The sequence below is a fragment of the Microbispora sp. H13382 genome (genome assembly GCF_014161445.1).
GTDB lineage: Bacteria > Actinomycetota > Actinomycetes > Streptosporangiales > Streptosporangiaceae > Microbispora.
Genome location: NZ_JABBXA010000002.1, coordinates 102,975 through 128,094 on the forward strand (window position 1 = coordinate 102,975; position 25,120 = coordinate 128,094).

25 protein-coding genes are annotated in these 25,120 nt (G+C 71.6%); 10 read left to right on the top strand and 15 right to left on the bottom strand.

All coding sequences use genetic code 11. The features are described 5' to 3' along the window. The first annotated feature begins 47 nt into the window (after positions 1-47). From HHX41_RS04235 to HHX41_RS04245, 3 genes are all read left to right on the top strand, one after another. Complete coding sequence (locus tag HHX41_RS04235) at positions 48-1,514, top strand: serine/threonine-protein kinase (RefSeq protein ID WP_182904894.1); 1,467 nt, start codon at positions 48-50, stop codon at positions 1,512-1,514. An 84-nt stretch (positions 1,515-1,598) separates the two neighbouring features. Further along, on the top strand, positions 1,599-2,531 hold the full coding sequence (locus HHX41_RS04240) for an ATP-binding protein (protein ID WP_182904895.1): 933 nt from the start codon (positions 1,599-1,601) through the stop codon (positions 2,529-2,531). Positions 2,532-2,627: 96 nt separating this feature from the next. Next, on the top strand, positions 2,628-3,014 hold the full coding sequence (locus HHX41_RS04245; RefSeq protein WP_169983672.1) for an SCO5389 family protein: 387 nt from the start codon (positions 2,628-2,630) through the stop codon (positions 3,012-3,014). A 66-nt stretch (positions 3,015-3,080) separates the two neighbouring features. Here the strand turns inward: HHX41_RS04245 and HHX41_RS04250 are convergent, their stop codons facing one another. The 4 genes from HHX41_RS04250 to HHX41_RS04265 form a co-directional block, all read right to left on the bottom strand. Then, positions 3,081-4,109, bottom strand: a complete 1,029-nt coding sequence (locus HHX41_RS04250) for an LLM class flavin-dependent oxidoreductase (RefSeq protein WP_182904896.1) — start codon at positions 4,107-4,109, stop codon at positions 3,081-3,083. A 16-nt stretch (positions 4,110-4,125) separates the two neighbouring features. Further along, a complete protein-coding gene (locus tag HHX41_RS04255) occupies positions 4,126-4,884 on the bottom strand; it encodes a glucose 1-dehydrogenase (RefSeq protein WP_182904897.1) in 759 nt (252 codons plus the stop codon). Between the two features lie 300 nt (positions 4,885-5,184). Beyond that, entirely contained in the window at positions 5,185-7,473 is a 2,289-nt protein-coding gene (locus HHX41_RS04260; RefSeq protein ID WP_182904898.1) for an HNH endonuclease signature motif containing protein, read from the bottom strand. Between the two features lie 198 nt (positions 7,474-7,671). Further along, entirely contained in the window at positions 7,672-8,268 is a 597-nt protein-coding gene (locus tag HHX41_RS04265) for a TetR/AcrR family transcriptional regulator (RefSeq protein WP_182904899.1), read from the bottom strand. Positions 8,269-8,307: 39 nt separating this feature from the next. On the opposite strand from HHX41_RS04265, the gene HHX41_RS42200 reads away from it, so the two are divergent. Continuing rightward, positions 8,308-8,556 (top strand): hypothetical protein, encoded by a 249-nt coding sequence (locus tag HHX41_RS42200; protein WP_396794164.1) that lies wholly within the window; start codon positions 8,308-8,310, stop codon positions 8,554-8,556. A 136-nt stretch (positions 8,557-8,692) separates the two neighbouring features. Further along, positions 8,693-9,349, top strand: a complete 657-nt coding sequence (locus HHX41_RS04270) for a GNAT family N-acetyltransferase (RefSeq protein WP_182904900.1) — start codon at positions 8,693-8,695, stop codon at positions 9,347-9,349. A 62-nt stretch (positions 9,350-9,411) separates the two neighbouring features. Here the strand turns inward: HHX41_RS04270 and HHX41_RS04275 are convergent, their stop codons facing one another. Continuing rightward, positions 9,412-9,951, bottom strand: coding sequence for a hypothetical protein (locus tag HHX41_RS04275; protein WP_169983666.1), 540 nt, complete (start codon positions 9,949-9,951; stop codon positions 9,412-9,414). Positions 9,952-10,176: 225 nt separating this feature from the next. Here HHX41_RS04275 and HHX41_RS04280 point away from each other — a divergent pair, with 225 nt between their 5' ends. Next, on the top strand, positions 10,177-13,215 hold the full coding sequence (locus HHX41_RS04280; RefSeq protein WP_182904901.1) for an AfsR/SARP family transcriptional regulator: 3,039 nt from the start codon (positions 10,177-10,179) through the stop codon (positions 13,213-13,215). A gap of 260 nt (positions 13,216-13,475) precedes the next feature. Here HHX41_RS04280 and HHX41_RS04285 read toward each other — a convergent pair whose 3' ends face one another. The 3 genes from HHX41_RS04285 to HHX41_RS04295 are packed head-to-tail and all read right to left on the bottom strand — an operon-like array spanning position 13,476 to position 16,072. Further along, positions 13,476-14,954, bottom strand: coding sequence for a methyltransferase (locus HHX41_RS04285; RefSeq protein ID WP_396794166.1), 1,479 nt, complete (start codon positions 14,952-14,954; stop codon positions 13,476-13,478). Beyond that, positions 14,955-15,545: a TetR/AcrR family transcriptional regulator gene (locus HHX41_RS04290; RefSeq protein WP_169983664.1), complete on the bottom strand. Its 591-nt coding sequence runs from the start codon at positions 15,543-15,545 to the stop codon at positions 14,955-14,957. After that, positions 15,542-16,072 carry a GNAT family N-acetyltransferase gene (locus HHX41_RS04295; RefSeq protein ID WP_182904902.1) on the bottom strand — a complete coding sequence of 177 codons (531 nt, stop codon included), beginning with the start codon at positions 16,070-16,072 and terminating at the stop codon, positions 15,542-15,544. Before HHX41_RS04295 ends, HHX41_RS04290 begins: the two co-directional genes overlap by 4 nt. Positions 16,073-16,152: 80 nt before the next feature. On the opposite strand from HHX41_RS04295, the gene HHX41_RS04300 reads away from it, so the two are divergent. From HHX41_RS04300 to HHX41_RS04310, 3 genes are all read left to right on the top strand, one after another. Next, positions 16,153-16,620, top strand: coding sequence for a helix-turn-helix domain-containing protein (locus HHX41_RS04300; protein WP_220503732.1), 468 nt, complete (start codon positions 16,153-16,155; stop codon positions 16,618-16,620). Between the two features lie 49 nt (positions 16,621-16,669). Beyond that, positions 16,670-17,455, top strand: a complete 786-nt coding sequence (locus HHX41_RS04305) for an SURF1 family protein (RefSeq protein ID WP_182904904.1) — start codon at positions 16,670-16,672, stop codon at positions 17,453-17,455. A gap of 69 nt (positions 17,456-17,524) precedes the next feature. Then, the gene (locus HHX41_RS04310) at positions 17,525-18,721 is read left to right on the top strand and encodes an amidohydrolase family protein (protein WP_182904905.1); all 1,197 of its coding nucleotides are present in this window, start codon (positions 17,525-17,527) and stop codon (positions 18,719-18,721) included. Here the strand turns inward: HHX41_RS04310 and HHX41_RS04315 are convergent. From HHX41_RS04315 to HHX41_RS04325, 3 genes are all read right to left on the bottom strand, one after another. Continuing rightward, on the bottom strand, positions 18,718-19,044 hold the full coding sequence (locus tag HHX41_RS04315; protein ID WP_169983659.1) for a YkvA family protein: 327 nt from the start codon (positions 19,042-19,044) through the stop codon (positions 18,718-18,720). The two genes, HHX41_RS04310 and HHX41_RS04315, sit on opposite strands and share 4 nt — an antisense overlap. 104 nt (positions 19,045-19,148) lie before the next feature. Beyond that, a complete protein-coding gene (locus tag HHX41_RS04320; protein WP_220503734.1) occupies positions 19,149-20,084 on the bottom strand; it encodes an LLM class F420-dependent oxidoreductase in 936 nt (311 codons plus the stop codon). A gap of 73 nt (positions 20,085-20,157) precedes the next feature. Next, positions 20,158-20,805, bottom strand: coding sequence for a TetR family transcriptional regulator (locus HHX41_RS04325; protein WP_310741770.1), 648 nt, complete (start codon positions 20,803-20,805; stop codon positions 20,158-20,160). A gap of 154 nt (positions 20,806-20,959) precedes the next feature. Between HHX41_RS04325 and HHX41_RS04330 the strand changes: the two genes are divergently transcribed. Then, positions 20,960-21,565, top strand: a complete 606-nt coding sequence (locus HHX41_RS04330; protein WP_182904908.1) for a hypothetical protein — start codon at positions 20,960-20,962, stop codon at positions 21,563-21,565. A gap of 5 nt (positions 21,566-21,570) precedes the next feature. Here HHX41_RS04330 and HHX41_RS04335 read toward each other — a convergent pair whose 3' ends face one another. The 4 genes from HHX41_RS04335 to recR form a co-directional block, all read right to left on the bottom strand. Continuing rightward, the gene (locus HHX41_RS04335) at positions 21,571-22,638 is read right to left on the bottom strand and encodes an aspartate-semialdehyde dehydrogenase (RefSeq protein ID WP_169983655.1); all 1,068 of its coding nucleotides are present in this window, start codon (positions 22,636-22,638) and stop codon (positions 21,571-21,573) included. After that, positions 22,635-23,909 carry an aspartate kinase gene (locus HHX41_RS04340; RefSeq protein WP_169983654.1) on the bottom strand — a complete coding sequence of 425 codons (1,275 nt, stop codon included), beginning with the start codon at positions 23,907-23,909 and terminating at the stop codon, positions 22,635-22,637. Before HHX41_RS04340 ends, HHX41_RS04335 begins: the two co-directional genes overlap by 4 nt. Positions 23,910-23,995: 86 nt before the next feature. After that, positions 23,996-24,526 carry a DUF5063 domain-containing protein gene (locus HHX41_RS04345; protein WP_142573480.1) on the bottom strand — a complete coding sequence of 177 codons (531 nt, stop codon included), beginning with the start codon at positions 24,524-24,526 and terminating at the stop codon, positions 23,996-23,998. Further along, the gene (recR, locus tag HHX41_RS04350) at positions 24,519-25,118 is read right to left on the bottom strand and encodes a recombination mediator RecR (protein ID WP_169983653.1); all 600 of its coding nucleotides are present in this window, start codon (positions 25,116-25,118) and stop codon (positions 24,519-24,521) included. The genes HHX41_RS04345 and recR overlap by 8 nt, the downstream gene beginning before the upstream one ends. Positions 25,119-25,120 lie beyond the last annotated feature (2 nt).

Here is a 25,120-nt window from a genome sequence, read left to right on the forward strand (position 1 = left end):
AGACTCCGCTTTCAAGCGGAACGTGCCGGGGCGTAGAGGCAGGCGTGATGGGTACTGCTGGGCAGCTCATCGTGGGGCGATACCGGCTGGTCCGCGCCCTCGGCCACGGGCGCGCCGGGCTGGTGTGGGAGGGCCGCGACACGCTGCTCGACCGGCCCGTCGCGATCCGCGAGATCCTGCTGCCTCCCGACCTGGGCGAGACCGCCCGGTTGCGGCTCGTCCAGCGGATCTCCCGCGACGTCCGCCAGGCCGAACGACTGCGCCACCCCCACATCGCCGCCGTCCACGACGTCGCAGAAGAGGACGACACGCCGTACGTCGTGACGGAACTGGTTCCCTCGCGCTCGCTCGACGGGGTTGTCTCCGGCGAGGGACCCCTGCCCCCCGCCGACGCCGCGCGCATCGCCCGCGCGGTGCTGTCCGCGCTCGCGCACGCCCACGCGGACGGCGTACGGCACGGCGACGTCCGGCCGGCCAACGTGCTACTCGCACACGACGGGCGGGTGCTGCTCGCCGACTTCGGCGTGTCGATCCCGGCCACCGACCCGGCGTTCGCCCGCGCTCCGGAGACCGGTGACCGCGGGCCCCGGACGTACCTTGCCCCGGAACGGGCCGCCGGCGGTCCGCGCACGGTCGCCGCCGACCTGTGGTCGCTGGGCGCCACCCTCCACCTGGCCGTCACCGGCCGGCCGCCGTCCGTCCCTCCGGGATCGCTCGAGGAGACGCCCGAGGAGCTCCGCGCGGTGCTGACCGGGCTGCTGGCCCGGGAGCCCAGGCGGCGGATCGACGCGGAGACCGCCGACCGCCTGCTCGCCGAGGCCGGGCCGCCTGCCCCGGCCCGGCCCGTACGCCGGGGCTCCGGCCGTAGGCGGCTCCTCACCGGGCTGGCGGCGGGCGTCCTGGTCGCGTGTGCTGTAGGGGGGTGGGCGGTGCTGCGGCCCGGCGGCGACGAAAGCCGGGCCGGGACCCGGGCTGTCGCCTCCCCCGCCTCCCCCGCCTCCCCGCCGGCAGCCGCCTCCGCGTCGGCGGCCGTCTCCCCGCCGGCGTCCGCCCGGCGGCTGAAGCTGAAGTGGCACACGTCCGACGCCGGATGGCGGGCCGGCGTGCCCCGCGGCTGGACCCGCGAGGAGGGGCCGTACTCGACCTCGTGGCGCTCGCGGGACAGCGCGGCCGCCTTCACGGTCGAGGTGACCGCACAGCGCGGCACCGACCCTCTGGCGGCGCTCGGCGAGGCGGAGGAGATCCTCCGCCCGTCCGCGAAGACCTATCGCCGGCTCCGGCTCGAGGCCGTGACCGGCGAGCACGGTCCCGCCGCCGACTGGGAGTTCACCTGGACCCCGCGTAAGGCGTCCGCCCGGGACCATCTGGCCAAGGGAGTGGAGTATCACCAGTACCGCCGGGTGATCTCCACGGGCACGACGACGAGCGTGCTCACCTGGACCACCCCCGCCGCCGGCTGGGACGCCCTGGAGCCCACGCTCGTCAGGGTGCTCTCGCTTTTCCGACCGGCCTGAAATCCGCCCACGCCGCCTCCTGCTGTGTCATGATGACGCACGAGTGAAAGTGACAACGGTTTTCATTTCGTTTCGGGGGGCCGCATGCGAGTGGCGTTCGTCGGCAAGGGCGGAAGCGGCAAGACCACGCTGTCGTCGCTGTTCGCGAGGTACGCGACGCGGAGGGGCCCGGTCGTCGCCATCGACGCCGACATCAACCAGCACCTCGGGCTGGTCCTGGGGGCGGCCGAGCCACCGCCTCCGCTGGGCGGGATGCTGACCGAGATCAAGGACTACCTGCGCGGCGGCAATCCGCTGATCCGCGACGTGGCGTCCATGGTCAAGACGACCCCGCCGGGGCGCGGCTCCCGGCTGATCCGGCTGGACGACCCGTTCTTCCCGTCCCGCCGCGTCGAGGGCGTCTCACTCATGGTCACCGGCCCGTTCGAGGAGGACGACCTCGGCGTCGCCTGCTACCACTCCAAGCTCGGCGCGGTCGAGCTCTACCTCAACCACCTGGTCGACGGCCCCGGCGAGTACGTCGTGGTGGACATGACCGCCGGGGCGGACTCCTTCGCCTCCGGGTTGTTCACCCGGTTCGACCTCACGATCCTGGTCGCCGAGCCGACCCGGCAGGGCGTGAGCGTCTACCGGCAGTATCGCGACCACGCCGCCGGGTTCGACGTCGAGATCGCGGTCGTGGGCAACAAGGTCCACTCGCCGGAGGACGTCGGCTTCCTCCGCGAGCACGTCGGCGACGACCTGCTGACCTGGTTCGGCCACTCCCCCGCCATCCGCGGCATGGAGCAGGGCCGGCCGTTCACGCTCGACGACCTGGAGCCCGCCGGCCACCAGGCCCTCGCCACCCTGCTCGACCGGCTCGACGCGCAGCCCAAGGACTGGCCGAAGTTCGGCAGGCAGGCGGCCGAGTTCCATATCAGGAACGCCCACGCGTGGGCGAACCGGGCCACCGGACAGGACCTGGTCGCACAGATCGACCCCGGCTTCGTCTACGGCCCGGCCGTCGCCACCCCATGAACGTGTCGCCTCCGCGCCACATGGAGACCCGCCGCGTTCGATCTACCGTCAACTGCGTCCCCGCTCTCTGAGCAGACGCCGAGAGGAGAACAGCCCATGTCGCTGTCCGTGCCCAACGACCTGCTCGACCAGGCCCGCGCCGGTGAGGTGGACGACGCGGCCTTCGTCGCCTGCGTCCGCGACTCGCTGCCGTACGCCTGGGCGACGATCACCGCACTGGTCGACCGGCGGGACCGGTCCGGCGCCGACTTCGCCGACAACCAGGTGCCGCCGCCCGACGAGACCGCCCGCGGTCAGTTGCTGCGCTGCCTGGCCAGCGACGCGATGCGCGGCGCCCTCGAAAGGCACTTCGGCGTACGGCTGGCCTTCCAGAACTGCCACCGCGTGGCGGTGTTCCGGCCGGAGGCCACCGAGGCCTACCGCGAGTTCGTCACGCCCCGCGCGCAGATCCTGAACCAGAGCCCGGAACTGGTCGACTGCTGACCTGATGTCCGGCCGGGGGCGGCGGCTCCGGTTCACGCCGCCCCCGGGTTCAAGGACTGTCGGGGTTCAAGGACTGTCGGGGTTCAAGGACTCTCGCACCGCCGGAAGCACCTCGGCGCCGAGGCGCGCGATGTTCTCCAGCGTCCGCACGCGGTCCCCGGCGCCCTCCACCATCAGGATGAGGTGCCGCAGCCCGGTCCGCGCCGCCGTCGTGATGATCTTCTCGACACAGTGCTCCGCGGATCCCACGGGATGAATGCGACACAGCAGGTCCACGTACTCCGGAATGTCGCGCCGTGGCGGCGGCCGGCCGTCCACGGGGACGTATCCGGCCAGGCCCGGCCAGAGCCAGCGCGGCAGCGACTCCCGCAGCTCCCGTACGGCCTGCTCGGTCGTGTCCGCCACATGACCGAGCGCGGCCCCGACGTGCGCCGCCGGGGCCGCGTCGCAGGTCGCGTACACGTCGTAGGCGGCGTACGCGTCGTAGGCGGCGACCATCTCCGCCCTCTCCTCGTCGCCGATGTGCATGCCGAGCAGCATGGGCAGCCGCCGTTCGGCGGCGAGCCGGACCGTGCCGTCCGACGTGCAGGCGACGACCGGCGACATCCGGGCCTGCGGAACCATCGAGACCTCCCTGAACCGGAAGAACTCGCCGTCCGCCGCCACCGGGCCGCCGTTCAGGGCCGCGCACAGCAGGTCGAGCGCTTCGGGGAAACCCCGCTCGAACCTCGCCGTGCCGGTGCCGAAGACCTCCAGCTCCAGCCACGGGCCCCCACGTCCGACACCGAGCCGGAACCTGCCGTCCGACACGTGGTGAAGGATCGCCGCCTGCTCCGCCAGCGCGACCGGATGCTGAGCCGACAGCACGCTGACCGCCGTCCCCACCGTGATCCGCGAAGTCCGGCCCAGCGCCACGGCCGCCAGCGTCACCGCCGACGGGCACACGCCGTACGACATGAAGTGATGCTCGGCGATCCAGGCGTCGTCGAACCCGGCCCTTTCGGCGGCCTCGATCGCCTCCACTGTGCCGCGCAGCACGTCCCCGGGGGCCCTGCCCGGAAAGCCGGCCGCGACGAGGAAGACCCCGATCCTCATGCCTACGGCCGCGCCCCTACCGCGGGCCGCCGTTGACGTACAGCGTCTGGCCCGTGACGTACGACGCGTCGTCCGAGGCGAAGAACGCCACCACCGACGCGATCTCGGTCGGCTGGGCGACCCGCCGCAACGGCACCGCCTGCGCCATCGTGGCCTGGTGCTCCTCGGGTGTCACGCCGAGCCGCACGGCCGTCGCCTCGGTCATCGGCGTCGCGACGTACCCGGGCGCGACCGCGTTCACCCGGACGCCGAACGGGCCGAGCTCGATCGCCATGGTCGCGGTCAGCCCCTGGATGCCCGCCTTGGCCGCCGAGTAGTTGGCCTGCCCCCGGTTCCCCAGCGCCGACCGGCTCGACAGGTTGACGATCGCTCCCGACCGCTGCTCCACCATGTGCTTCTGCACGGCCCGGCTCATGAGGAAGACGCCCTTCAGGTTCACGTCGACGACCTTGTCCCAGTCTTCCTCCGACATTCGGAACAGCAGGTTGTCGCGGGTCAGCCCGGCGTTGTTCACCAGCACGTCGATCCGCCCGAACTCGGCCATCACCCCCGGCACCAGCCCCTCGACCTGAGCACTGTCGGAGACGTCACAGCCGAACGCGACCGCCCTGCCCCCGGTCACAGTGATCTCGTCCACGATCGAGGCACACCGGTCCGCCGTGAGATCCACGCAGGCCACGGCCGCGCCCTCCGCCGCCAGCCGACGTGCGATCGCCGCACCGATCCCCCGCGCCGCACCGGTGACCACCGCGAACTTCCCGACGAACCGTGACATCGCAAGCCTCCTCACCAGGATCCGATCACAGCAACTTACTCCGAGTCATGCTCCCGGCCACGCCACCGACCGCCGCCATCCCGATCGCGCGACACCGCCACGGCCCTGGCCGGGTCGGTCGGGTTGGTCACTGCCACGATGCTTGGCCCGGCCGGTCACCGCCACGGTGCTGGGCCCGGCCGGTCACTGCGCCGGAAGGAACCTCCGGTCCTCGCGAAGCCCGCTCCGCTGGGCCTTCGCTGCGGTCCTCGCTCCCTTCCGCTCCGCTCCCTCCAGCCCGGTGGACGTGTGTGCACAGCACTAGATCCGCACCCGGCTGGTCCGGGCCGGGTGGTAGGTGAAGGCCCAGCGGTCTTTGCCGGTCTTGCGGCGGGTGTAGCGGTCGGGGTGCTGGTAGCGGTCGCGGTTGTGGAACTGGCAGGCCGGGCCCAGCAGTTTGAGGTCGGTCAGGCCGCCGGTGCTCCAGTTGTCGGCGTGGTCGATCTGGCACCTGGTGGCCGGCAGTGGGCAGCCGTCGATCCAGCAGGTGGCGTAACGGGCGTAGATCGCCCGCCGCTGGGCGGGGGTGGCCAGGCGAACCTTGCGGCCCATGTCCAGGACCTGCCCCTCGGCGTCCATCACCAGACGCACCAGGGTGGAGGTGCGGGCCAGCCGGTGCACGCTGGAGACGGGCAGCACCTGCCCGGTCGCCAGCAGCAACCCCGGTGCCGTCCCCAACGTGCCCAGCGCCCCCAGCAACGCCCCAGGCAGCCCTCCGGCCGACGCTCCCGGTGACGCCCCCGGCTCTCCTCCCGGTGGCCTCTCCGGCTCTGGTCCCGGTGGCTTCTCCGGCTCTGGGCCCAGCACATCCTGCGGCGACCCCGGCTCTCCTCCCGATGACGCCTCCGGTTCTGGTCCCAGCACGCCCTGCGGCGTCCCCGGCTCTGCTTCCCGCGCGTCGGACGCTCCCGGCGTCCTCGGTGTTTCCGGCGCTGTGGACGAGCACCGCGCCCTACTGCCGCACCCGCACCCGCACGCGCCCTCGCCGTGCCGCTGGTGCTCGTGGCCGTCATCCTCACGCGTGGCCTGCCCATGCCGGTCCTCCCCCGCAGGCCGAGGCCCGGCGTGGGCGTGATGGACACAGGTGTCCCCAAGAGGATCAGGCGACCGCCACTCACCCCACCGCGACTCCCACGAATGCCACTCCTGCCGCCGTGGCGCGCTCCGCTCTGACTCCCTCCGCTGCGGCGAGCTGCTCTGCTGTGGCTCCTGCGGCGACTCGCTCCGCTGCCTGCCTTTCGCCTGCGCGCGTCCGGTTGCGTGATCGCCGGGCTCCACATCATGGGGTCCGGTCGTCAGCTCGGCACTCTCGACGGCGCTCTGGCCGGCGTTTTCGACGGCAGCCTCTCTGGCTACATCGGCACCGGCGCCTACCGCGGAAGCGGCTTCCTCGGCCGCCTCGGCGTCCTGAGTGTTCTCGGGCTCTTCGGTGTCTTCGGGGGTTTCAAAGGTCTCGGGGTGGTCGGCGCTCTCTGGCCGGTCGGCGCTCTCGGGGCAGTCTGTGGCGGGGTCGGTGGGGAGGGATTCGGCGTTGACCAGCACCAGGAGCTCGGCGGCGATCTTCTCCTCCAGCAACGCCATGAACGCATCCGCCTGACGCACTCGCAGCGGCCGGTCATCGCCCTCCGCCTTCGGCCTGGCATACGCATCCAGCAGCGCCTGCAACCGGGCGGCATGCTCACGCGGCAGATAAAACTCCCCCTCAAGCCCCCCGCCCTTGCCCCGGCGGACCCGCAAGAACCGCCGCCCGTAATCGGCCCGCTCATCGCGGTCCTCACCATCGGGGTCCAGCACGGCCCGCAGGTAGCGGCCGGCCCTGGCCACCTCCGCCGCGCCCGCCTTGCCCGCCAGCTCCAGCAGAATCGGCTCAGCCACCGCAGCGTGCTCATCGGACAGGCCAGAGATCGCCGCGCAGATGGCCTCCACCACCCCCGCCGCCAAGTCACCCGCGGCGAACTTCTCCCGCACCTTCGGCAGGCGGGCCAACTCGATCCCCAGGGTGAGCAGGCGGCCCGCACCCGCGACGCTCATTCCTCCGGTGGTGCGCAGCCAGCTGCGGGTGGAGGCATGCCCATGCCGCTTGGCCTGCCCCGCCCGATGCACCCGCCCCACCCGATCCGCCAGAGCACACGTGATCCGATCCCGCGCGAACACCAACTCCTCAGCCTCGGCCAGACAGACATCCACATCGTCCGGAAGCGGCGCCAGCGCCAACGCCTGCGCCGTCTCACGAAGAGAACCGATCAGCACCCACGACGACCGACCCCGGCGATCACCCGCGCCAGCGGCATTCGCCCCGGCAGAACCCGCCCCCGCATCATCGGCGGCACTACCGGCACCATCGGGCCCGGCGCTCGCGGCACAGCCATCGGCGGCCTCACTGCCCATGCTCCCGGTGTCAGCGGCCGCGTCGTTTTCCACATTGCCGTCGCGGGCGAGCGAACCCTCCGTCGACCACAAAGGAGAATCGGCAGTCAGCCGATCCCACCAGCCGCCGTCCGCATTGTTCGAACGACGAGGGCGATCGGGATCACAGTCGAACAGATCCATCACACCCCCTCAATAAATTCGAAAACCTGTATGAATTCTTTCACTCCCGCTTCATCTCAAGCAACCGCGAGAAACGAATAGTTGGAGTGACAGGTCAACCGGAAAAAAGGGGCAATAGCACCGACGACAACTCGGTGCACCGGCCGGCCGTGGTTTCGATACGAACGGCACCTCGCGCCGGCTTCACCCCGCGTGGCTTCAGAAACCGGCGATGGCGCGGTCGACGGCTTCCATCGCGCGGTCGAGCAGGGCGATGTGGTCGGCGAGCACATCCTGCGCGGGATCAGAGGCGCGAATCCTGCCGACGCTGGTCACGTACACGGTGCGGTAGGCGGCGACGACCAGGGCGGCCGCGAGCCGCTGGGCCGGTTGAGCGGGGTCGGTTCCGGCCGCTTCGGCGAACAGGCCGGCGAGCACGCCCTCGAACTCCTCGACCAGTTCCCGCACCCGCGCCCTGAGCGCGGGCGAGTCGAGGACCACCTGCCAGAACACCTGATATCCCGGGCTGATGCCGCCGATGGGATGGCCTTCTTCGAGCATTCGGAGGAACAGCCGGCGCAGCGTGGCGAGCGGGCTCTCCCCCTCGGCGCGCTCCCGTACGGCACGGGTGACCAGCTCGACCGCCTCGGGGAAGCGGTCGAGGAACAGGTCCTCCTTGCGGGGGAAGTAGTTGAAGACGGTCTTGGTCGAGACTCCCGCCGCCTCGGCGACCTCGGCGACCGTCACGTTGTCAAACCCGCGCTGAATGAACAGGCCCGAGGCCACGTCCGAGATGAGCGATCGAGTCTGGCGCACGGCTCACGCATCGCCGACCACCTCCACGAGGGCCGGGGCCTGCTCGTCCGTCGGAGCGAAATCGGAGTCGCCGGCTACGACGACCGGGTCACCGCCATCGCGACGGCCGTGCGCGGCCCGCACGCTCCCGGCTCACTTCTCGTACGCCCGGACGGGTTCGTCGCGTGGGCGCGGGACCCGCGCGGAGCCGGCGGCGAGGGGCTCGAGAACGCCCTGAAGACCTGGTTCGGGCCGCCGCTGAACCCGCCCGCCGGGCCCCGTGGATCTTTGGCCAAATCTTTACCCTGAGCGCTCACCTCAGGGCTCCCGATTCACCCCTCTGACCTGCGGTTTCTCAGGTGGTCAACCCCCTTAACCGGACCCCCGCCAAGATGTCTCGTGTCATTTGGTATCGGCCGTGTTCAGCAGACCCCATCATGTGCTCATGCCCGCTTTTGTCACCCTGTCCGGGCGCTCCGTGCGCCTGGAACCGCTCAGCCTCGCGGTGCTCGACGACCTCGTCGCCGCGGCGAGTGAAGACCGTTCGACGTACGCCTTCACTCGGGTTCCCGCTGGCCGGGATGAGATGGCCTCCTACGTGGAGGCCGCCATGGCTGAGCAGGCGGAGGGCCGCACGATGCCCTTCGCCATCCGGTGGCTGCACACCGACCGCGTGGTCGGTGCCACCCGTCTGATGAACCTGGAGTACTGGCAGGGCCCGATGCCCTGGCCGCCGGGGACGAAGGGCGCGGTGGGCGAGGTCCCGTCCGTCGCGGACATCGGGTACACCTGGCTCGCCGCGTCGGCCCAGGGCACCGGTGTCAACCGGGAGAGCAAGTATCTGCTGCTCTCCCTGGCCTTCGAGACCTGGCAGGTTCACCGGATCACCCTCAAGGCAGACGTACGCAACTCCCGATCCCGGGCCGCCATCGAGGCCCTCGGCGCGCACCTGGACGGTGTGCGACGAGCGGACAGCCGAGGCGCCGACGACACGGTCCGAGATACCGCGTACTACTCGATCCTGAGTCCTGAGTGGCCCGCCGTACGCGAACGTCTCCGCGTGCGGCTGGGCCTCCTGGAAACGGCGTCGGAAGCAGCGTAATCGTCCCCTAGAGAAGAAAGCGGCCCGTCCCGGAAGGGACGGGCCGCGTCGTTCGGGGACGGTCAGGCCTCGTAGCCGTACTCGTCCTCGTAGGCGTTGTAGATGTCGCGCCAGTAGCCGCACTTGACGGGCTGGTTGCTGTACTGGCCGATCTGACAGACCTTCGCCTGGACCTGGGCGACGTCGTAGCGCCAGAAGTTGATGCTCTTGTAGCCGCCGGCGCCGCAGTACTTGTACGACTTGTAGCTGGAGGACCAGTCGTCCTCGTCGTCGTCCCAGTACGACACCCGGAACTTGATGTACGCGCACTTGCCGCCCTGCCGGTAGGTGCGGTTGTCGTTGTCGTACAGCTTGCCGGTGATGTGGACCCGGTTCGACTCCTCGTCGTTGTAGTTCACGTCGACGTAGCCCTTGGCCTTGGCGAGGTGGTTGGACGACCAGTAGGTGCCCCACCAGCCGTTGTAGTCCCAGTCGTCGTGGTGCGGAGCGGAGGCGGAGGAGGCGGAGGAGGGGGCGGCGTTGGCGGCGGTCGCGAGGGCCGGCAGTCCGAGGGCGGCGACTGCGGTGGCGGCGGCGAGACCGAGGGTGATGGAGCGGCGCATTGCGGTTCTCCTGTTCGAGGACGATCCCCCGATGCGGGGTGCTGTCGGGGTTGCACCTCAGTGATAGGCCCGCCCGCCTGCAACTCGCTTTCAGCGCTCACACCGTGGTTTGCAGGATGCTTTCAAGCACCTGAACGCAGACTGAACCGGCGCGCCCGGTCCTACTGCCGTCGCGCTACACGATCTATCATTTGGTCGGAAACTTGCCATTGGGAGACAGGTCACATGCCTGATCACGCCGCCGCGGACGGCCTGCGCTTCGCCGTGCTGGGACCCGTCCTGGCCTGGCGCGACGGCGACGAACTCGACCTCGGCACACCATTGCAACGCTCCATCCTCGCCATGCTCCTGCTGCGGGAGGGGCACCCGGTCACGCCCGACGAGATGATCGACGGCGTGTGGGGCGAGGACGCGCCCCCACGCGCGCTCGGCGCGCTGCGCACCTACGTCTCCCGCCTGCGCACCGTCCTGGAGCCGGACCGTTCCCCGAGGACGCCGCCGCGGCTGCTGACCTCCGTGGGCCGGGGGTACGCGCTGCGGCTCGACTCCGCTCACTCCGGCCCCGCCCGCTTCGACCTCGCCGTCTTCGAGCGTGAGTGCGCCGCCGCCGAGTCCGACCGCCGCACGGGCAGGTCCGGGGAGGCCGCAAGGCGGCTGCGCGGGGCCCTGCGCCTGTGGTCGGGCGAGCCGCTGACCGGCGCGGTCGGCCCGTACGCCGAGCACCAGCGCGACCGGCTGGCCGAGCGCCGGATGAGCGCGGTCGAGACGCTCATGGAGCTCGACCTGGAGCTGGGCCGCCACGCGGAGATCGTCTCCGAGCTGGTCGCGCTCGCCGCCGAACACCCGCTGCGCGAGCGGTTACGCGCCCAGCTCATGCTCGCCTACTACCGCTGTGGCAGGCAGGCCGAGGCGCTGTCGGTCTTCACCGAGACCCGGCAGGCGCTGGTGGAGGAGCTCGGCATCGAGCCCGGAGCCGAGCTGGCCGGCCTGCACCGGCGCATCCTCGCCGCCGATCCCGCCCTCGCCCACACACCCCCTCCCGTACGGCTCTCGCATCCGGACGGCCACGATGACGCCGCGACGGCCGGGACCGTCCCCGCGATCGAGATGCCGAGGCCGGCGCAGCTCCCGGCGGCCGTCTCCGACTTCACCGGACGCACCGGCCTGGTGCACCGGCTGCTCGCGCTGCTCCGCGGAGAAGGGGCGGGAGAGGGCGTGCCGATCGCGGCGATGTCGGGCATCGGCGGGGTGGGCAAGACGACCCTGGCCGTCCATGTGGCCCATCTCGCCGGGGACCTGTTCCCGGACGGCCAGCTCTACGCCGACCTGCGCGGATACGGCGCCGAGCCCACCGCGCCCGAGACGGCGCTGGTCGCGTTCCTGCGCGCCCTCGGCATCCCGATGGACGTGATCCCCGACGGCCTGGCCGAGCGCTCCGCGCTGTTCCGTTCGCTGCTCGCCGAGCGCAGGATGCTGGTGCTGCTCGACAACGCCCGCGACGCCGAGCAGGTCGAGCATCTGCTGCCCGGCTCGCCCGGCTGCGCCGCGATCATCACCAGCCGGGGCAAGCTGGCCGACCTGCCCGCGGCCCGGCTCGTCGACCTCGACGTGATGGAGCCCGAGGAGGCGCTGTCGCTGCTCGCGGCGGTCGCGGGACCCGAGAGGGTGGCGGCGGAACGGGCCGCCGCCATGGACGTGGTCGCCGCCTGCGGTTTCCTGCCGCTGGCCGTGCGCATCGTCGCCGCCAGACTCGCCTCCCGCCCGTCGTGGACGGTGGCCTCGCTCGTCCCCAGGCTCGCCGACGAGCGCCGCCGCCTGGACGAGATGAAGATCGGCAACCTGGCGGTCTCGGCCACGTTCGCCCTCGGATACGGCCAGCTGGACGCCCGGCAGGCGCGGGCCTTCCGGCTGCTGTCACTGCCGGCGGGCTCGGGCATCTCGGCCTTCGCGGCGGCGGCCGTGCTCGGCCTCACCCCGGCCGAGGCCGAGGACCTGATCGAGTCGCTGGTCGACGCCAGCCTGCTGGAGGCGCCCGCGCCGGGCCGCTACCGATTCCACGACCTGCTCAAGCTGTTCGCCCGGCGGCAGGCGGAGGACGCGGAGGAGCCCGCGGCCCGCGCGCTCGCCCTGCGGCGGCTGCTCGGCTTCTACCTGGCGTCGGCGGGCGCGGCCCACCGGCTGGCGTACGAGGGCAGCGCGATCGCCGACAACCTCACCGACCTTGGCGTGCTCGGCCATTCCTTCTCCTCCGCCGACGAGGCCGTGGCCTGGTTGTCGGCCGAGGCGGAGGACATGTTCGGAGCCGTGGCCCAGGCAGCCGTGGCCCAGGCAGCCGTGGCCCAGGCGGCCCGGGCGGACGAGCCGGGCGGGGACCTGCTCGCGGCGGCCGACCTGCTGCTGGCGCTGGAGCCGCTGCTGGAGTCGGGCACCAGCCAGCGCGACTTCGAGCAGCGCACCTCGGCCCTGCTGGCGGCGACCCGCCGGACAGGCGAGCGGCGCGGCGAGATGCGCTGCCGCTACGTCCTCGGCCGGGTGCTGTTCGGCGCGAACCGGCTGGCCGAGGCCGAGGCCCACTTCCTCGCCGCGCGGACGCTCGGCGAGGAGACCGGCGACCACATCGTGCTGGGCGAGACATGCAACGCGCTGGCGGTCGTCGCGGGCCGGCGGCGGCGCCACACCGAGGCGCTCGAATGGTTCGACCGGGCGACGGCGGTCTATCGGGAGGTGGGCAACCCGGCGGGCGAGGCGCTGGCGTCGTGCTACTCGGCCCGCGACCACCTGGGCCTCGGGCGGCCCGGCGACGCCATCGCCGCGGCCGAGCGCGGGCTCGCGGTCTTCACCGAGATCGGCAGCGGCGCGGGGGTGGCGCGGGCCCGCTACCACCTCGGCAACGTGCTGTCGCACGTCGGGCGGCTCAACGAGGCCGTCGTGCACCACGCCGAGTGCCTGGCCTTCTTCCGGGCGAGCAACCAGCGGGTCTGGGAGCAGCGGGTCTGCTACCGGCTGGCCGCCACCTTCATCGCCGCCGGGCGGTTCGCCGAGGCCGCCCGGCACGCCGAGCAGGCCCTGACAGTGAGCCGCGAGATCACCCACCCGTACGGCGAAGCGCAGTCACTGGCCGCCCTCGGCAAGGCCCTCGCGAGTCTCGGGGAGACCGGCCGGGGCAGGCAGGCCCTGGTCAAGGCCCTCGACATCTTCACCCGGCTCGGCTCGCCCGAGGCCGACGACATCCGCGCGCTCCTGCGCGAACAGGTCGAGACGTGAGTCGAGTCGCAGGTCGTCGTCGAGCCGGCTCATCCGGACATGGTTGATCAAATCGATCACCGATTCTCAATCGTGGGCGCGTGAACCGCCCGGCCGGTCGCCCGTCGTCACTGGGACGCGCAGGGGGCCCGGATCCTTACCGGTGCGCCCCGTGACGACTCGCCGCCTCACGTCGGCGACCGGCCGGGCTTTCTGCGCGGGCTCCGAACCCCCCCGAAGCCCGCTCAGGACCACTGTCGGCCCGGCCGTTCAAACTCCGATCAACGTGGGCTTGCAACGCGGAGGAAGCCCTCTGCGATCAGGGAGCGCAGCGCGGCGGGAGCCCGCCCGAGCACGGCGCCGAGGTCCTCGCCGGTCAGCTCGGCGATCGCGGCGAGCAGCGGCCGCGTGGGCAGGTCGCCGTCGCACACCCCGGCCAGGGCCGCCTCCACCGTCCCCACGGTGACCGTACGGCGCGCGCCCCGGGTCTGCCGCAGGACGATCCGGGAGGGGTCGTCGGCGCCGGGCGGGCCGACGCGCTCCTCCACCACTCCCTCGGCCGACTTCAGGCGCGCGTCGAGCAGGTCCTCGTCGGACAGCTCGTGGGCGGTGCGCGCCGCGCGCAGGACCTCCTCGACCAGTGCGCCGGACGGAGGCTCGACCGGCTGCGTCATCTCCTCCACCCGCACGAGCGGGCTCAGCGACCCGGAGTCGTGCAGGGCGATCCAGCCGAAGCCGACGCCGGTCACGTCCAGCGACTCGAACCAGCCGAGCCACTCGTCGTAGCGCTCCCGGTAGGCCGACGTGCCGTGCTCCGCGGAGTCCCGCAGCCACAGCTCCACGTACTCGGCCGGGTCCTGCACGTCGCGCTGTACGGCCCAGCCGTCGCAGCCGGTCTCCGCGAGCCAGCCGCCCACCCTGTCCTGCCAGTCCTCGCCCTTGACGTGCAGCCAGTTGGCGAGGAAGCGCGCCCGGCCGCCCTGGGCGAGGTGCCGGGGCGTGCGCCGTACGAGGTCCCGGCAGAACTCGTCGCCCCGCCGCCCGGCCTCGCGGTAGGTGTACCTGGCCTCGGGCGCGATGACGAACGGAGGGTTGGACACCACGAGGTCGAACCGCTCGCCGTCCACGGGGTCGTACATCGAGCCCTCGCGCGCCTCGACGCCGGTCACGCCGGACAGGCCCCAGCTGAGGCGGGCCAGCCGCAGCGCCCTGCGGTTCACGTCGGTCGCGACGACGTCCTGCGCCCTGGGCGCCAGGTGCAGCACCTGCACGCCGCAGCCGGTGCCGAGGTCGAGCGCCCGCCCGACCGGCGCGGTCCAGCCGAGCTGGGCGAGGTTGGCCGAGGCGCCGCCCGCTCCCACCACGTGGTCGGGCCGCAGCGAGGGGTCGCCGGGCCGCACCTTGCGGTCGGACACCACGTACGCCGGGTCGCCCGTGCCCGTGTCCCAGGGCTGGAGGTGCACGGTGGCCTGCACGGAGTCGCCCAGGCGCACCAGCAGCCCGGCCTCGATGAGGTCCTGCAGCGGAAGGTCGGCGGCGGCCATGCTGACCGGGACGCCCAGCCACCACAGGCGGATCAGCGCGGCGAGGGGGTCGGCGTCCCTGGTGGCCCGCAGTGCGGGCACGACCTCCTCGCGGGCCAGGGCGGAGGCGGCCATGTCGCCCAGCCGCTCACGCACGCCGTCGATCGTGTATCCGGTTTCCACGAACCTGTCGCGAAGCCGCCGGACCAGGTCAGAAGGGGCGTCCACAGATCGAATCTACGGCATCTTCAGGCTGTTCCAGGCGGCCTCGCCCAGCTCACGGATCTCCTCCTGCGTGGGCTGGTGGGCGCCGCTGAACCACAGGCGGCACATTTCCTGCGCGGGGCCGAGCCACAGCACGTAGCACATCGTGGCGGGGACAGGACGGAGCACGCCGTCCTTCATGTGCGGCCGCCACCAGTCGGCGACCTGCCGGAAGAACTCGCGCCGCGACTCCGCGACCTCCGGGCCGCCGGGCTCGTTGCGCCGGGGCGGACGCTCGCTGATCAGCAGGCGGGCGCGCTCGGGGTGCTCGCCGCACCACGCCATGTGCATCGCGACGATCGCCTCGATGCCGGCGCGGGCGTCCTCGTGGCGGACGAGCTCGCCGACGAAGGCGTCCTGGTACATGTCGAGGATCTCGGCGTAGAGCACGCCGAAGACGTGTTCCTTGCTCGTGAAGTGGTGATAGAAGCTGCCGACGCTGACGCCGCTCTCCTGCCGGAGGCTGGCCAGGGTGGTGGCCGACACCCCGCTCTGGCTGAACCTGCGCAGGGCGCCCTCGATGATCCTGGCCCTACCGTCCCGCGCGCTCTTCGCGTTCTTCACATAGTCAATGGTGAACCAACAGAACCTTGTTCTGCAAATGCGAGGCGAGCTTTGATCTCGACGGATGTGCCCTGTGTGTCGATTGTGGCAGAGGGCCAGGTCCTGCGCACCATGGCCAGCACCCGCCGGTTCTCGGTCATGACGTCCATGCCGACGACGACCGCGCCGCGTACGGACGCCCGGCGCAGGAGGGTGCGCACGAGCCGCGAGCCCACGCCGAGGTTCTGCCACCGGTCGTCCACCACGACCCCGATCTCCGCCTCCACCCCGTAGGCGCCGTCGGCGAGGTGGCTCATGGCGTGCCCGATGACGGCGTCGCCGTGCAGCGCGAGCAGCGCGTCCCGCCTGTCGTCGCGCGCGACCATGGCGCGGACCAGCCTCTCGCTCGGCCGGCCCAGGCCGACGAAGAAGCGGTTCGTCAGCGTCGCCCGCGACAGGCTCCCCAGGAAGAGCCGCACCCGCTCCTCGTCGTCGTCCGGACGCGCCGCACGGATGTCCACGGCGGACCCCACCTGAGTTCCCAACATGGACTCAGCCTCCCTCGAAGCGCCTGAGTCTGTCAACTAGACTTAGATGTCGGACGGAGGTTGTGGTTACGATGCGCGACATGCGGCGTTATCGGGTGGACAACTGCTCCATCGAGCGAACCCTCGCCGTGCTGGGCGAGAAGTGGACCCTCCTCGTCCTCCGGGAGGCGTTCAACGGCATCCGGCGGTTCGCCGACCTGCAGACGCGCACCGGTGCGCCCCGGCAGGTGCTGAGCGCGCGGCTGTCGCGGCTCGTCGAAGAGGGCCTGCTGCGCAAGGTGCCCTACCAGGAGCCCGGCCAGCGCCAGCGCGACGAGTACCGGCTCACCCAGAAGGGCCTCGACCTCTACCCGATCATGATCGCGCTCATGCACTGGGGCGACCGCTATCTGGCCGACCCCGAGGGACCACCGGTCGTGGTGACCCACCGCGACTGCGGCGCGCCCGTCGCACTGCACCTGGCGTGCGAGGATGGCCACGAGGTCGGCGGTCCGCGCGAGGTGACCCCCCACCCCGGCCCCGGCGCCCGGCTGAGCGCCCCGGCTTGAGACACGTCCTGACAACAGGACCGGTCGTGGCGCTGCCTAGGCTGGTGGCGTGTACCGGTTCCTCCTCACGCGCCGCTGGGTCGGGCTGCACCTGCTCGTGCTCGCGCTGATCCCCGCCTTCTTCTTCCTGGGGAAGTGGCAGTGGGGACGGTTCGAGGAGCGGTCGGCCGCCAGCGCCAGAATCACCGCCAACCTCGCCGCCGCTCCCGTGCCGCTCGACCGGCTGGACCGGCCCGGCGCGACCGTGCCGGAGAGGGACAGGTACCGCCTCGTCACCGTCACCGGCCGGTACGACCCCGCCCATGAGCTCGTGGTGCGCCGGCGCTCCCTCAACACCCGGGTCGGGTTCTACGTGGTCACCCCGCTCGTCACACCGCAGGGCGCGGTGCTGGTGAACCGAGGCTGGGTCCCGGCCGGGGCGACCGCGGACACCCCGCCGCGGGTGCCCGCGCCGCCCACCGGGGAGGTGACGGTCACCGGACGGCTCCGCCCGGCCGAGACCCGGGAGAACACCGGCATCAGGAACCGGTCCGGGCTGCCCTCCGGCCAGATCCTGCTGATCGACACGTCCGCCCTCGCCAAAGGCCTGCCGTACGGGCTCTTCGGGGGGTTCGTCGAGCTGACCGCGCAGACTCCTGCGACGGCCGAGGCGCCGGAGCTCCTGCCCCCGCCGGACGTCGGCGCGGGAGGCGGGCTCAACCTGGCGTACGCCGTTCAGTGGTGGCTGTTCATCGGCATCGCGGTGGGCGGCTGGGTGCTGCTGGTGCGCCGCGAGGCCCGCGACCTCCGGACGGAGCAGGAGTCACAGGGCGTGACCGTACGCGCCGCAAGGTGAGCGAACGGATACCAACCGGAGACCTCGCAGCTTGTACCGTGTTATCCCTTGGCCCTACCGTTTACTATCGTGACGACGCCGCTGCATACCGACCCAGAGCCGAGGCGGCGGGACTTCGTGATCATCTCGGTCGATGATCACCTGATCGAGCCGGCCGATCTCTTCGAGGACCGCCTTCCGGAGAAGTACAAGGACCTCGCGCCCAAGGTCGTGGAGACCGACTCGGGCCATCAGGTGTGGCGGTACGGTGGCGCCACCTATCCCTGCGCGGGACTGGACGTGGGCGCGGGCCTGCCCAAGGAGCAGTGGACGCTCGATCCCGTCCGTTTCGAGGACATGCGGCCGGGCTGCTACGACATCGAGGCCCGGGTCGGCGACATGGACCGGGCCGGGATCTGGGCGGCCCTGTGCTTCCCGGGCATGCTCGCGAGCCAGGCGGGAGTGGCGTTCGGCCGCACCCGCGACCAGGACCTCGGGCTCGCGCTCGTACAGGCCTGGAACGACTGGCACGTCGACGTGTGGGCGGGCACCTACCCCGAGCGCATGATCGCGCTCCAGCTTCCCTGGCTCCCCGATCCCGAGATCGCGGCGAAGGAGATCAGGGCCAACGCCGCACGCGGGTTCAAGGCCGTCGTGTTCCCCGAGTTCCCCACCCGGCTGCGGCTGCCGTCGATCCACAGCCGTCACTGGGACCCGTTCTTCGCCGCCTGCGAGGAGACGGGGACGGTCGTGTGCCTGCACACCGGCGCGTCCTCCTGGGCGCCGGTGCCGTCGCCCGACACCCCGGTCGAGGCGATCACCACGCTGATCCCGGCCAGCGCGATGTTCGCCTGCGCCGACTGGCTGTGGTCGGGGGTGGCGCTGCGCTTCCCCAAGCTGCGCGTCCTCATCGTGGAGGGCGGCGTCGGGTGGCTGCCGATGCTGGCCGAGCGGGCCGACTACGCGCTCGATCACCCGGTCGCGGGCGACCCGACCTGGGAGGGCGGCCTGAAGCCCAGCGAGGTGCTGCGGCGCAACTTCTTCTTCGGCACGCTCGACGACAGCGCGCTGAGCTCGGTGCGGCTCGCCGTCGGCATGGAGCGGGTGATGCTGGAGACCGGCTACCCGCGCGCGGAGTCCACCTGGCCGGACACCCAGCGCGCGGTGGCCCGCAACCTCGGCAGCCTGCCCCCCGCCGACATCGCCAGGGTCTCGTACGGCAACGCCGCCCGCCTGTTCGGCCATCCCCTGCCCTCGCGGGCCTGGCTGCGGCAGGAGCAGCTCTAACGGCGGCGGTCGTGCTCCCAATCGACGAACTGGCCGCTCTCGCCGAGCAGCGCGGTCGCCAGCCACAGGAACACGCCGAAGTCGTCGACGACGCCGATGCCCAGGAGGAAGTCGGGGACGACGTCGATCGGCGACACGATGTACGCCACGGCCATGCCGAGCATGGCGAGCTTGCCCTTGGTCATGCCGGGGTAGTCGCCCTTGATCGCGGCGCGGAGCATCCGGGGCACGGCCCGGATGCGGGCCCCGAGTCCCGGCGAGCCGGGCTTGGAGACCTCGCGGTAGGCGCGCCAGGTGGCCGCCGCACGTCCTGCCTTCACCATGAGGACACCTCCAGGTGGACTCCTCTGCCCGCTTTGCCTCCCCGTTAACGTCCGGCGGCGCTCCCCCGGTTCCTTCAGGCCCAGCTCCTTCAGGCCCGGTTCCTTCAGGCGCCCGGCGCGAGGTCCCGTACAGCCTGGGCCAGGTCTCCGAAAGGCAGGGGGGCGAGCACGGGCGTGTCGAGCCCGGCGGCGACGTACTCCCGGACGCGGGCACGGCAGGTCGCCGCGTCACCGTGCACGATCAGGTCGTCCACAACCTGGTCGGGGATCGCCTGCAGCGCGGCCTTGCGGTCTCCTGCCGCCCAGGCCTCCTGCATGGGCCGCAGCGCCTCACCTCGGCCGAGCCACTCGTGGAAGGCCGCGTACACCGGGACGGTGAGGTAGGAGGCCAGCAGCCGACGGCCGATCTCCCGCGCCTTGGCGGCGTCCTCCGTCACCACGACGAACAGCCGCGCGGTCAGCTCGGTCTCCGGCCCCAGCTCGGCCCGGACCCTCCGTACGTCCTGAGGCGACAGCCAGTTGGTGATCGCGCCGTCGGCCTCGCGGGCGGCCAGGCGGAGCATGCCGGGGCGCAGCGCGGCCAGCACGATCTTCGGCGGCGTCGCGGGGGCCTTCTCCAGCCGGAAGCCCTTCACGGCGAAGGTCTCGTAGCTCTCGGTGACCTTCTCCCCCGCCAGCGCCGCGCGCAGGAAGCGCAGGGTGTCGCGGACCCGCGCGTACGGCTTGTCGAACTCGCCGGCGTTCCAGTTGCCCACGATGACCGGGGACGACGCGCCGATGCCCAGCACGAACCTGCCCGGGGCGAGGTCGGCCAGTGTGGCCGCCGACATGGCCAGCAGGGCCGGGCCGCGGGTGTAGACGGGGACGATCGCGGTGCCCAGCCGCAGGGACGGCGCCCATTCGGCCGCCAGGGCCAGCGGGACGAACCCGTCCGTGCCGCCCACCTCGGCCGACCACGCGTCGGTGTAGCCCAGTGCGGGCAGCTCGGCGACGAGCTCCTTCGACTCGACCGGCGTCTGCCCGAAGAACGGAATCGTCATGCCCCAGCGATCCACGGCCACCCCTTCCAAGGTCTCAACCCGACCATACCAACCGGACGGTATGGAGTCGCGGTCACGCCCGGAGTTCGTGGACCACCTCGATGACCTCCCTGGCCACGCCCTTGATGCCGGGCAGATGCGACAGCCCGACCAGACGGTCGACGAGCGGGACGACCCGGTCGATCAGCCGGTAGGTGCGCGCGCACCCCGGCGAGTTGTCGTGGACCCAGAACAGCACGACTCCCATCCACAGCAGCCACAGCAGCTCGGGAAGCTCCTCGCGCAGTTCGTCGTCCATGCGCCCGGCCGACCCCTCGACCACCTCCCGATAGAGCGCGACGGCCGACTCGCGTGCGGGAGCGGACTCGGCGCTGAACGGGCTCAGGGGGTTGCTGGGCTCCGCCGCGTGCTTGAAGAACTTCACCGCGAACTCGTGGTACGGCTCGGAGATCCGCACCCACTCCCGCAGCACGCCCCCGAGCCTCCCGGCGAACGACCGCTCGGCGGCGAACACCTCGCGGCACGCCGCCTCGTGCGTCGCCTGCGCCCGGTCGTAGTACGCCTGGATCAGCTGCTCCTTGGACCTGAAGTAGTAGTAGGCGTTGCCCACCGACACGCCCGCCTCCGCGGCGATGGCGCGCATCGTGGTCGCCTCGTACCCCCGATCCCTGAACAACCGGAGGGCCGTCTCGACGATCAGCTCCCGTGTCTTCTCGGCCACGCTCGTCACTGTACGGGTCGGGCCCGCGTCCGGTCATGAACCGACAAGATGATCCACGCGTGGCGGCAAATCGCCTCGTGGCGACGGGCGGACAGGTCGCCGGGTGTGGCATTAGAGACCACAGCCCCCGTCGTCGACCGAGGAAACGAGGCTCTTGGACGTCCGCCCGTCATGGCGGGGGCTGGCCGGCATCGGCACCGCCGTCCTGATCTCCCTGCCCATGCAGAACGACAGGGACCCCGTCCCGCCGCCGTCCCCGGCGCCCGCCGCGACCGCCGAGGTCGCGCGGCAGGAGGTGACCCTCCCGCCGCTGCTGGCCGGCACGTTCGTCGCCACCGTGAGAGCCCGGGACGCTTTGGAGGCGGACGCACGGCTCCCGCACGAGGAGGCGGTGGGCCTGCTGCTGGACGCCGGGGTGCGCCGCGTGTCGAGCGGCGACTGCGCCGACCACCGCCGGCCGTACTGCACGTCACTCCGGGCGATCAGATACGGCACGCTGATGCGCGTCGTCGACCTGCGGCGGGCCAGCGGGTGCCCGGTGACGGTCACCGGCGGCACCGAGACCGGCCACGCCGGTGGCCGCTACAGCCACGGCAACGGCTACAAGGTGGACCTCGCCCACAACCCGTGCCTCGACGCGTACGTCACCCGGATGTGCCGCTACTGGCGCACGCGCGCGGACGGCGCGGCGCTGTACCGCGCCGCGCCGTCCGACGTGTGGGCGGACGAACCCACCCACTGGGATGTGCTGTTCCGCTGAGCGGCCTACGCGAACTCGGTGGCGACCAGCGCGGCGATCTCGGCGGTGTTGAGCGCGGCGCCCTTGCGGAGGTTGTCTCCGCACAGGAACAGGTCGAGCGTGTTCGGGAAGTCGAGCGCCTGGCGAATCCGGCCCACGTAGGTCGGGTCGGTGCCCACGACGTCCGCCGGGGTCGGGAACACGCCGTTCGCGGGGTCGTCGAGCACCACCACGGTCGGCGCGGCGTCCAGGAGCGCCCGGGCGCCCTCGACCGTGACCTCCCGCTCGAACGTCGCGTGGACGGCCAGCGAGTGGGTGGTCACCACCGGGACGCGGACGCAGGTCGCCGAGACCTTCAGGTCCGGGATGCCGAGGATCTTGCGCGACTCGTTGCGGACCTTGAGCTCCTCGGAGGTCCAGCCGCCGTCCTTGAGCGAGCCCGCCAGCGGCACCACGTTGAGCACCAGCGGGGCGGGGAACGGCGAGTCCGCCAGGTCGGGCACGGCCTTGCGCACGTCGCCCGCCACGGTGCCCATCGTCCGGTCGCCGGCGACGGCCTCGATCTCCGTGTAGAGCCGCTCGGGCCCGGCCACCCCGGCGCCGGACACCGCCTGGTAGGAGGCCACGACCAGCTCGCGCAGGCCGTACTCGCGGTGCAGGGCGCCCATGGCGGCCATCATCGACAGCGTGGTGCAGTTGGGGTTCGAGATGATCCCCTTGGGCCGGTTGCGGGCCTGCTCGGGGTTGCACTCGGGCACCACGAGCGGCACGTCCGGGTCCATCCGGAAGGCGCCGGAGTTGTCCACGGCCACCGCGCCGCGCGAGGCGGCGATCGGCGCCCACTCGGCGGAGACCTCGTCCGGCACGTCGAACATCGCGATGTCGACGCCGTCGAACGCCTCAGGCGACAGCGCCCGGACGACGACGTCCTCGCCGCGCACGCTCAGCACCTTGCCCGCCGAGCGCGGCGAGGCGATCAGCCGGATCTCGCCGTACGCGTCGGACAGGTCGCGGCGGTTGGTCAGGATGTCGAGCATGACGGTGCCGACGGCACCGGTCGCGCCGACGATGGCGAGGGTGGGCTTGCGGCTCATCGTCCGGTACCTCCGTAGACAACGGCCTCGACCTGGTCGGCGTCGAGGTCGAACGCGCGGTGGGCGGCGGCGACCGCGGTGTCCACCTCGTTCTGGCCCACGACGACGGAGATGCGGATCTCCGAGGTCGAGATCATCTCGATGTTCACCCCGGCGTCGGCCAGCGCGCCGAAGAACTTGGCGGTGACACCCGGGTGCGAGCGCATGCCCGCGCCGATCAGGGAGACCTTGCCGATCTGGTCGTCGTACAGCAGCGACTCGAACGCGACCTGGTTCTGGATCTTCTTCAGTGCCGTCAGGGCCGTCTGGCTGTCGTTGGCCGGCAGCGTGAAGGAGATGTCCGTGCGCCCGGTCGCCGCGGCCGACACGTTCTGCACGATCATGTCGATGTTGATCTCCGCGTCGGCCAGCGTGCGGAAGATGGCGGCGGCCTCTCCGACCTTGTCGGGCACCCCGACCACAGTGATCTTGGCCTCGCTCCGGTCGTGCGCGACCCCGGAGATGATGGGCTGCTCCACTTCGGTTCCTTCGCTGTAGGGGTCGGAGACGACCCAGGTGCCTTCCCTCGTGCTGAACGAGCTTCTGACGTGAATCGGCAGGGTGAACCTGCGGGCGTACTCCACGCAGCGCAGGTGCAGGATCTTCGCCCCGCACGCCGCCATCTCCATGGCCTCGTCGTAGGAGATCCGCGGAATCTGCCGCGCCGAGCGGACGATGCGGGGATCGGCGGTGTAGATGCCGTCCACGTCGGTGTAGATCTCGCAGACGTCCGCGCCGAGCGCCGCCGCGAGAGCGACGGCCGTGGTGTCGGAACCACCCCGGCCGAGCGTCGTGATGTCCTTGCTGTCCTGGGAGACGCCCTGGAACCCGGCCACGATCGCGATCTGACCGGCGTCGACGGCCTCCCGGATGCGGCTCGGCGTCACGTCGATGATGCGCGCCTTGCCGTGCGTCGAGTCGGTGATGACCCCGGCCTGCGAGCCGGTGAAGCTGCGCGCCTCGCTACCCAGGTTGGCGATCGCCATCGCGAGCAGCGCCATGGAGATCCGCTCACCCGAGGTGAGCAGCATGTCGAGCTCGCGGCCGGGCGGCAGCGGCGACACCTGCTGGGCCAGGTCGAGCAGCTCGTCGGTGGTGTCGCCCATCGCGGACACCACGACGACGACGTCGTTGCCCGCTTTTTTCGTCGCGACGATCCGCTGGGCGACCCGCTTGATGCAGGACGCGTCGGCTACGGAGGAACCACCGTACTTTTGCACAACGAGCGCCACTGGAATCTCCAACGAATCAGGACGTGGAGCTCACAGTGTACTTGGACGTCCCAAACCGAGACCGGCAGCGACCAGCATGTGGACGGTCAGACCGCGGTGCCCTCTTCGACCACGTCGAGCCGCGTGTGCGCGACCAGCGCCTGCAGGGCCCGCAGCGCCGCGCCGGCGTGGTTGCCCCAGGTGTTGAAGTAGGAGTACTGCCACCACCACAGCGCCTCGAGCGGACGGCCCGCCTGGTAGTGCCGCAGCCCGTGGATGAGGTCGGCCGCCACCGCCGTGAGGTCGTCCGACAGCCGGTACGGCGTGACCACGGTGTCCTTGTAGGGGTCGAACACCTCGGCGTAGTCGTCCACCGGGCCGAGCCGGGCGGCGAGAGCCGTACGGAGGGGGTCGATGTCGGGGTCCTCGCTCAGCGCGGGTTCGACGTTGCCCTGCAGGATCACGTCCTGGGCGGCCCCGAGCTGGGTGCCCGCGAGACTGACCTGGGCCACCTCCACCAGGAGCAGCGGCAGCGTCGCGTCGCCGCCCTCACCGCCGGCCAGGCGGGTGAGGCCGTCGATGAAGTTCTGCGCGTGTCCGGCGACGCGTGCGGCCAGGTCGTTCCACTCGTCAGACATCCAGCAGCCTCCGTCCTTCGAAAGCGCGGCCCAAAGTGACCTCGTCGGCGTACTCGAGATCACCGCCCACAGGCAGACCGCTGGCCAGTCGGGTCACTTTCAATCCCAGGGGCTTGACGAGCCTGGCCAGGTAGGTGGCCGTCGCCTCGCCCTCGAGGTTCGGGTCGGTCGCGAGGATCAGCTCGGTCACCTGGCCGTCGGCCAGCCGGGTCATCAGCTCGCGAATCTTCAGGTCGTCCGGGCCGATGCCGTCGATCGGGCTGATCGCCCCGCCGAGCACGTGGTAGCGACCGCGGAACTCGCGGGTCCGCTCGATCGCCACCACGTCCTTCGACTCCTCGACCACGCAGATCACGTGCGGATCGCGCCGCTGGTCCCGGCAGATCCGGCACTCCTGCTCCTCGGCCACGTTTCCGCACACCCGGCAGAAGCGCACCTTCTCCTTCACTTCGAGCAGGGCGTGCGCGAGCCGCTTGACGTCGGCCGGATCGGCCGCGAGGAGGTGGAACGCGATCCGCTGCGCGCTCTTGGGACCGACGCCGGGCAGCAGCCCGAGCTCGTCGATCAGGTTCTGGACGACCCCTTCGTACATGC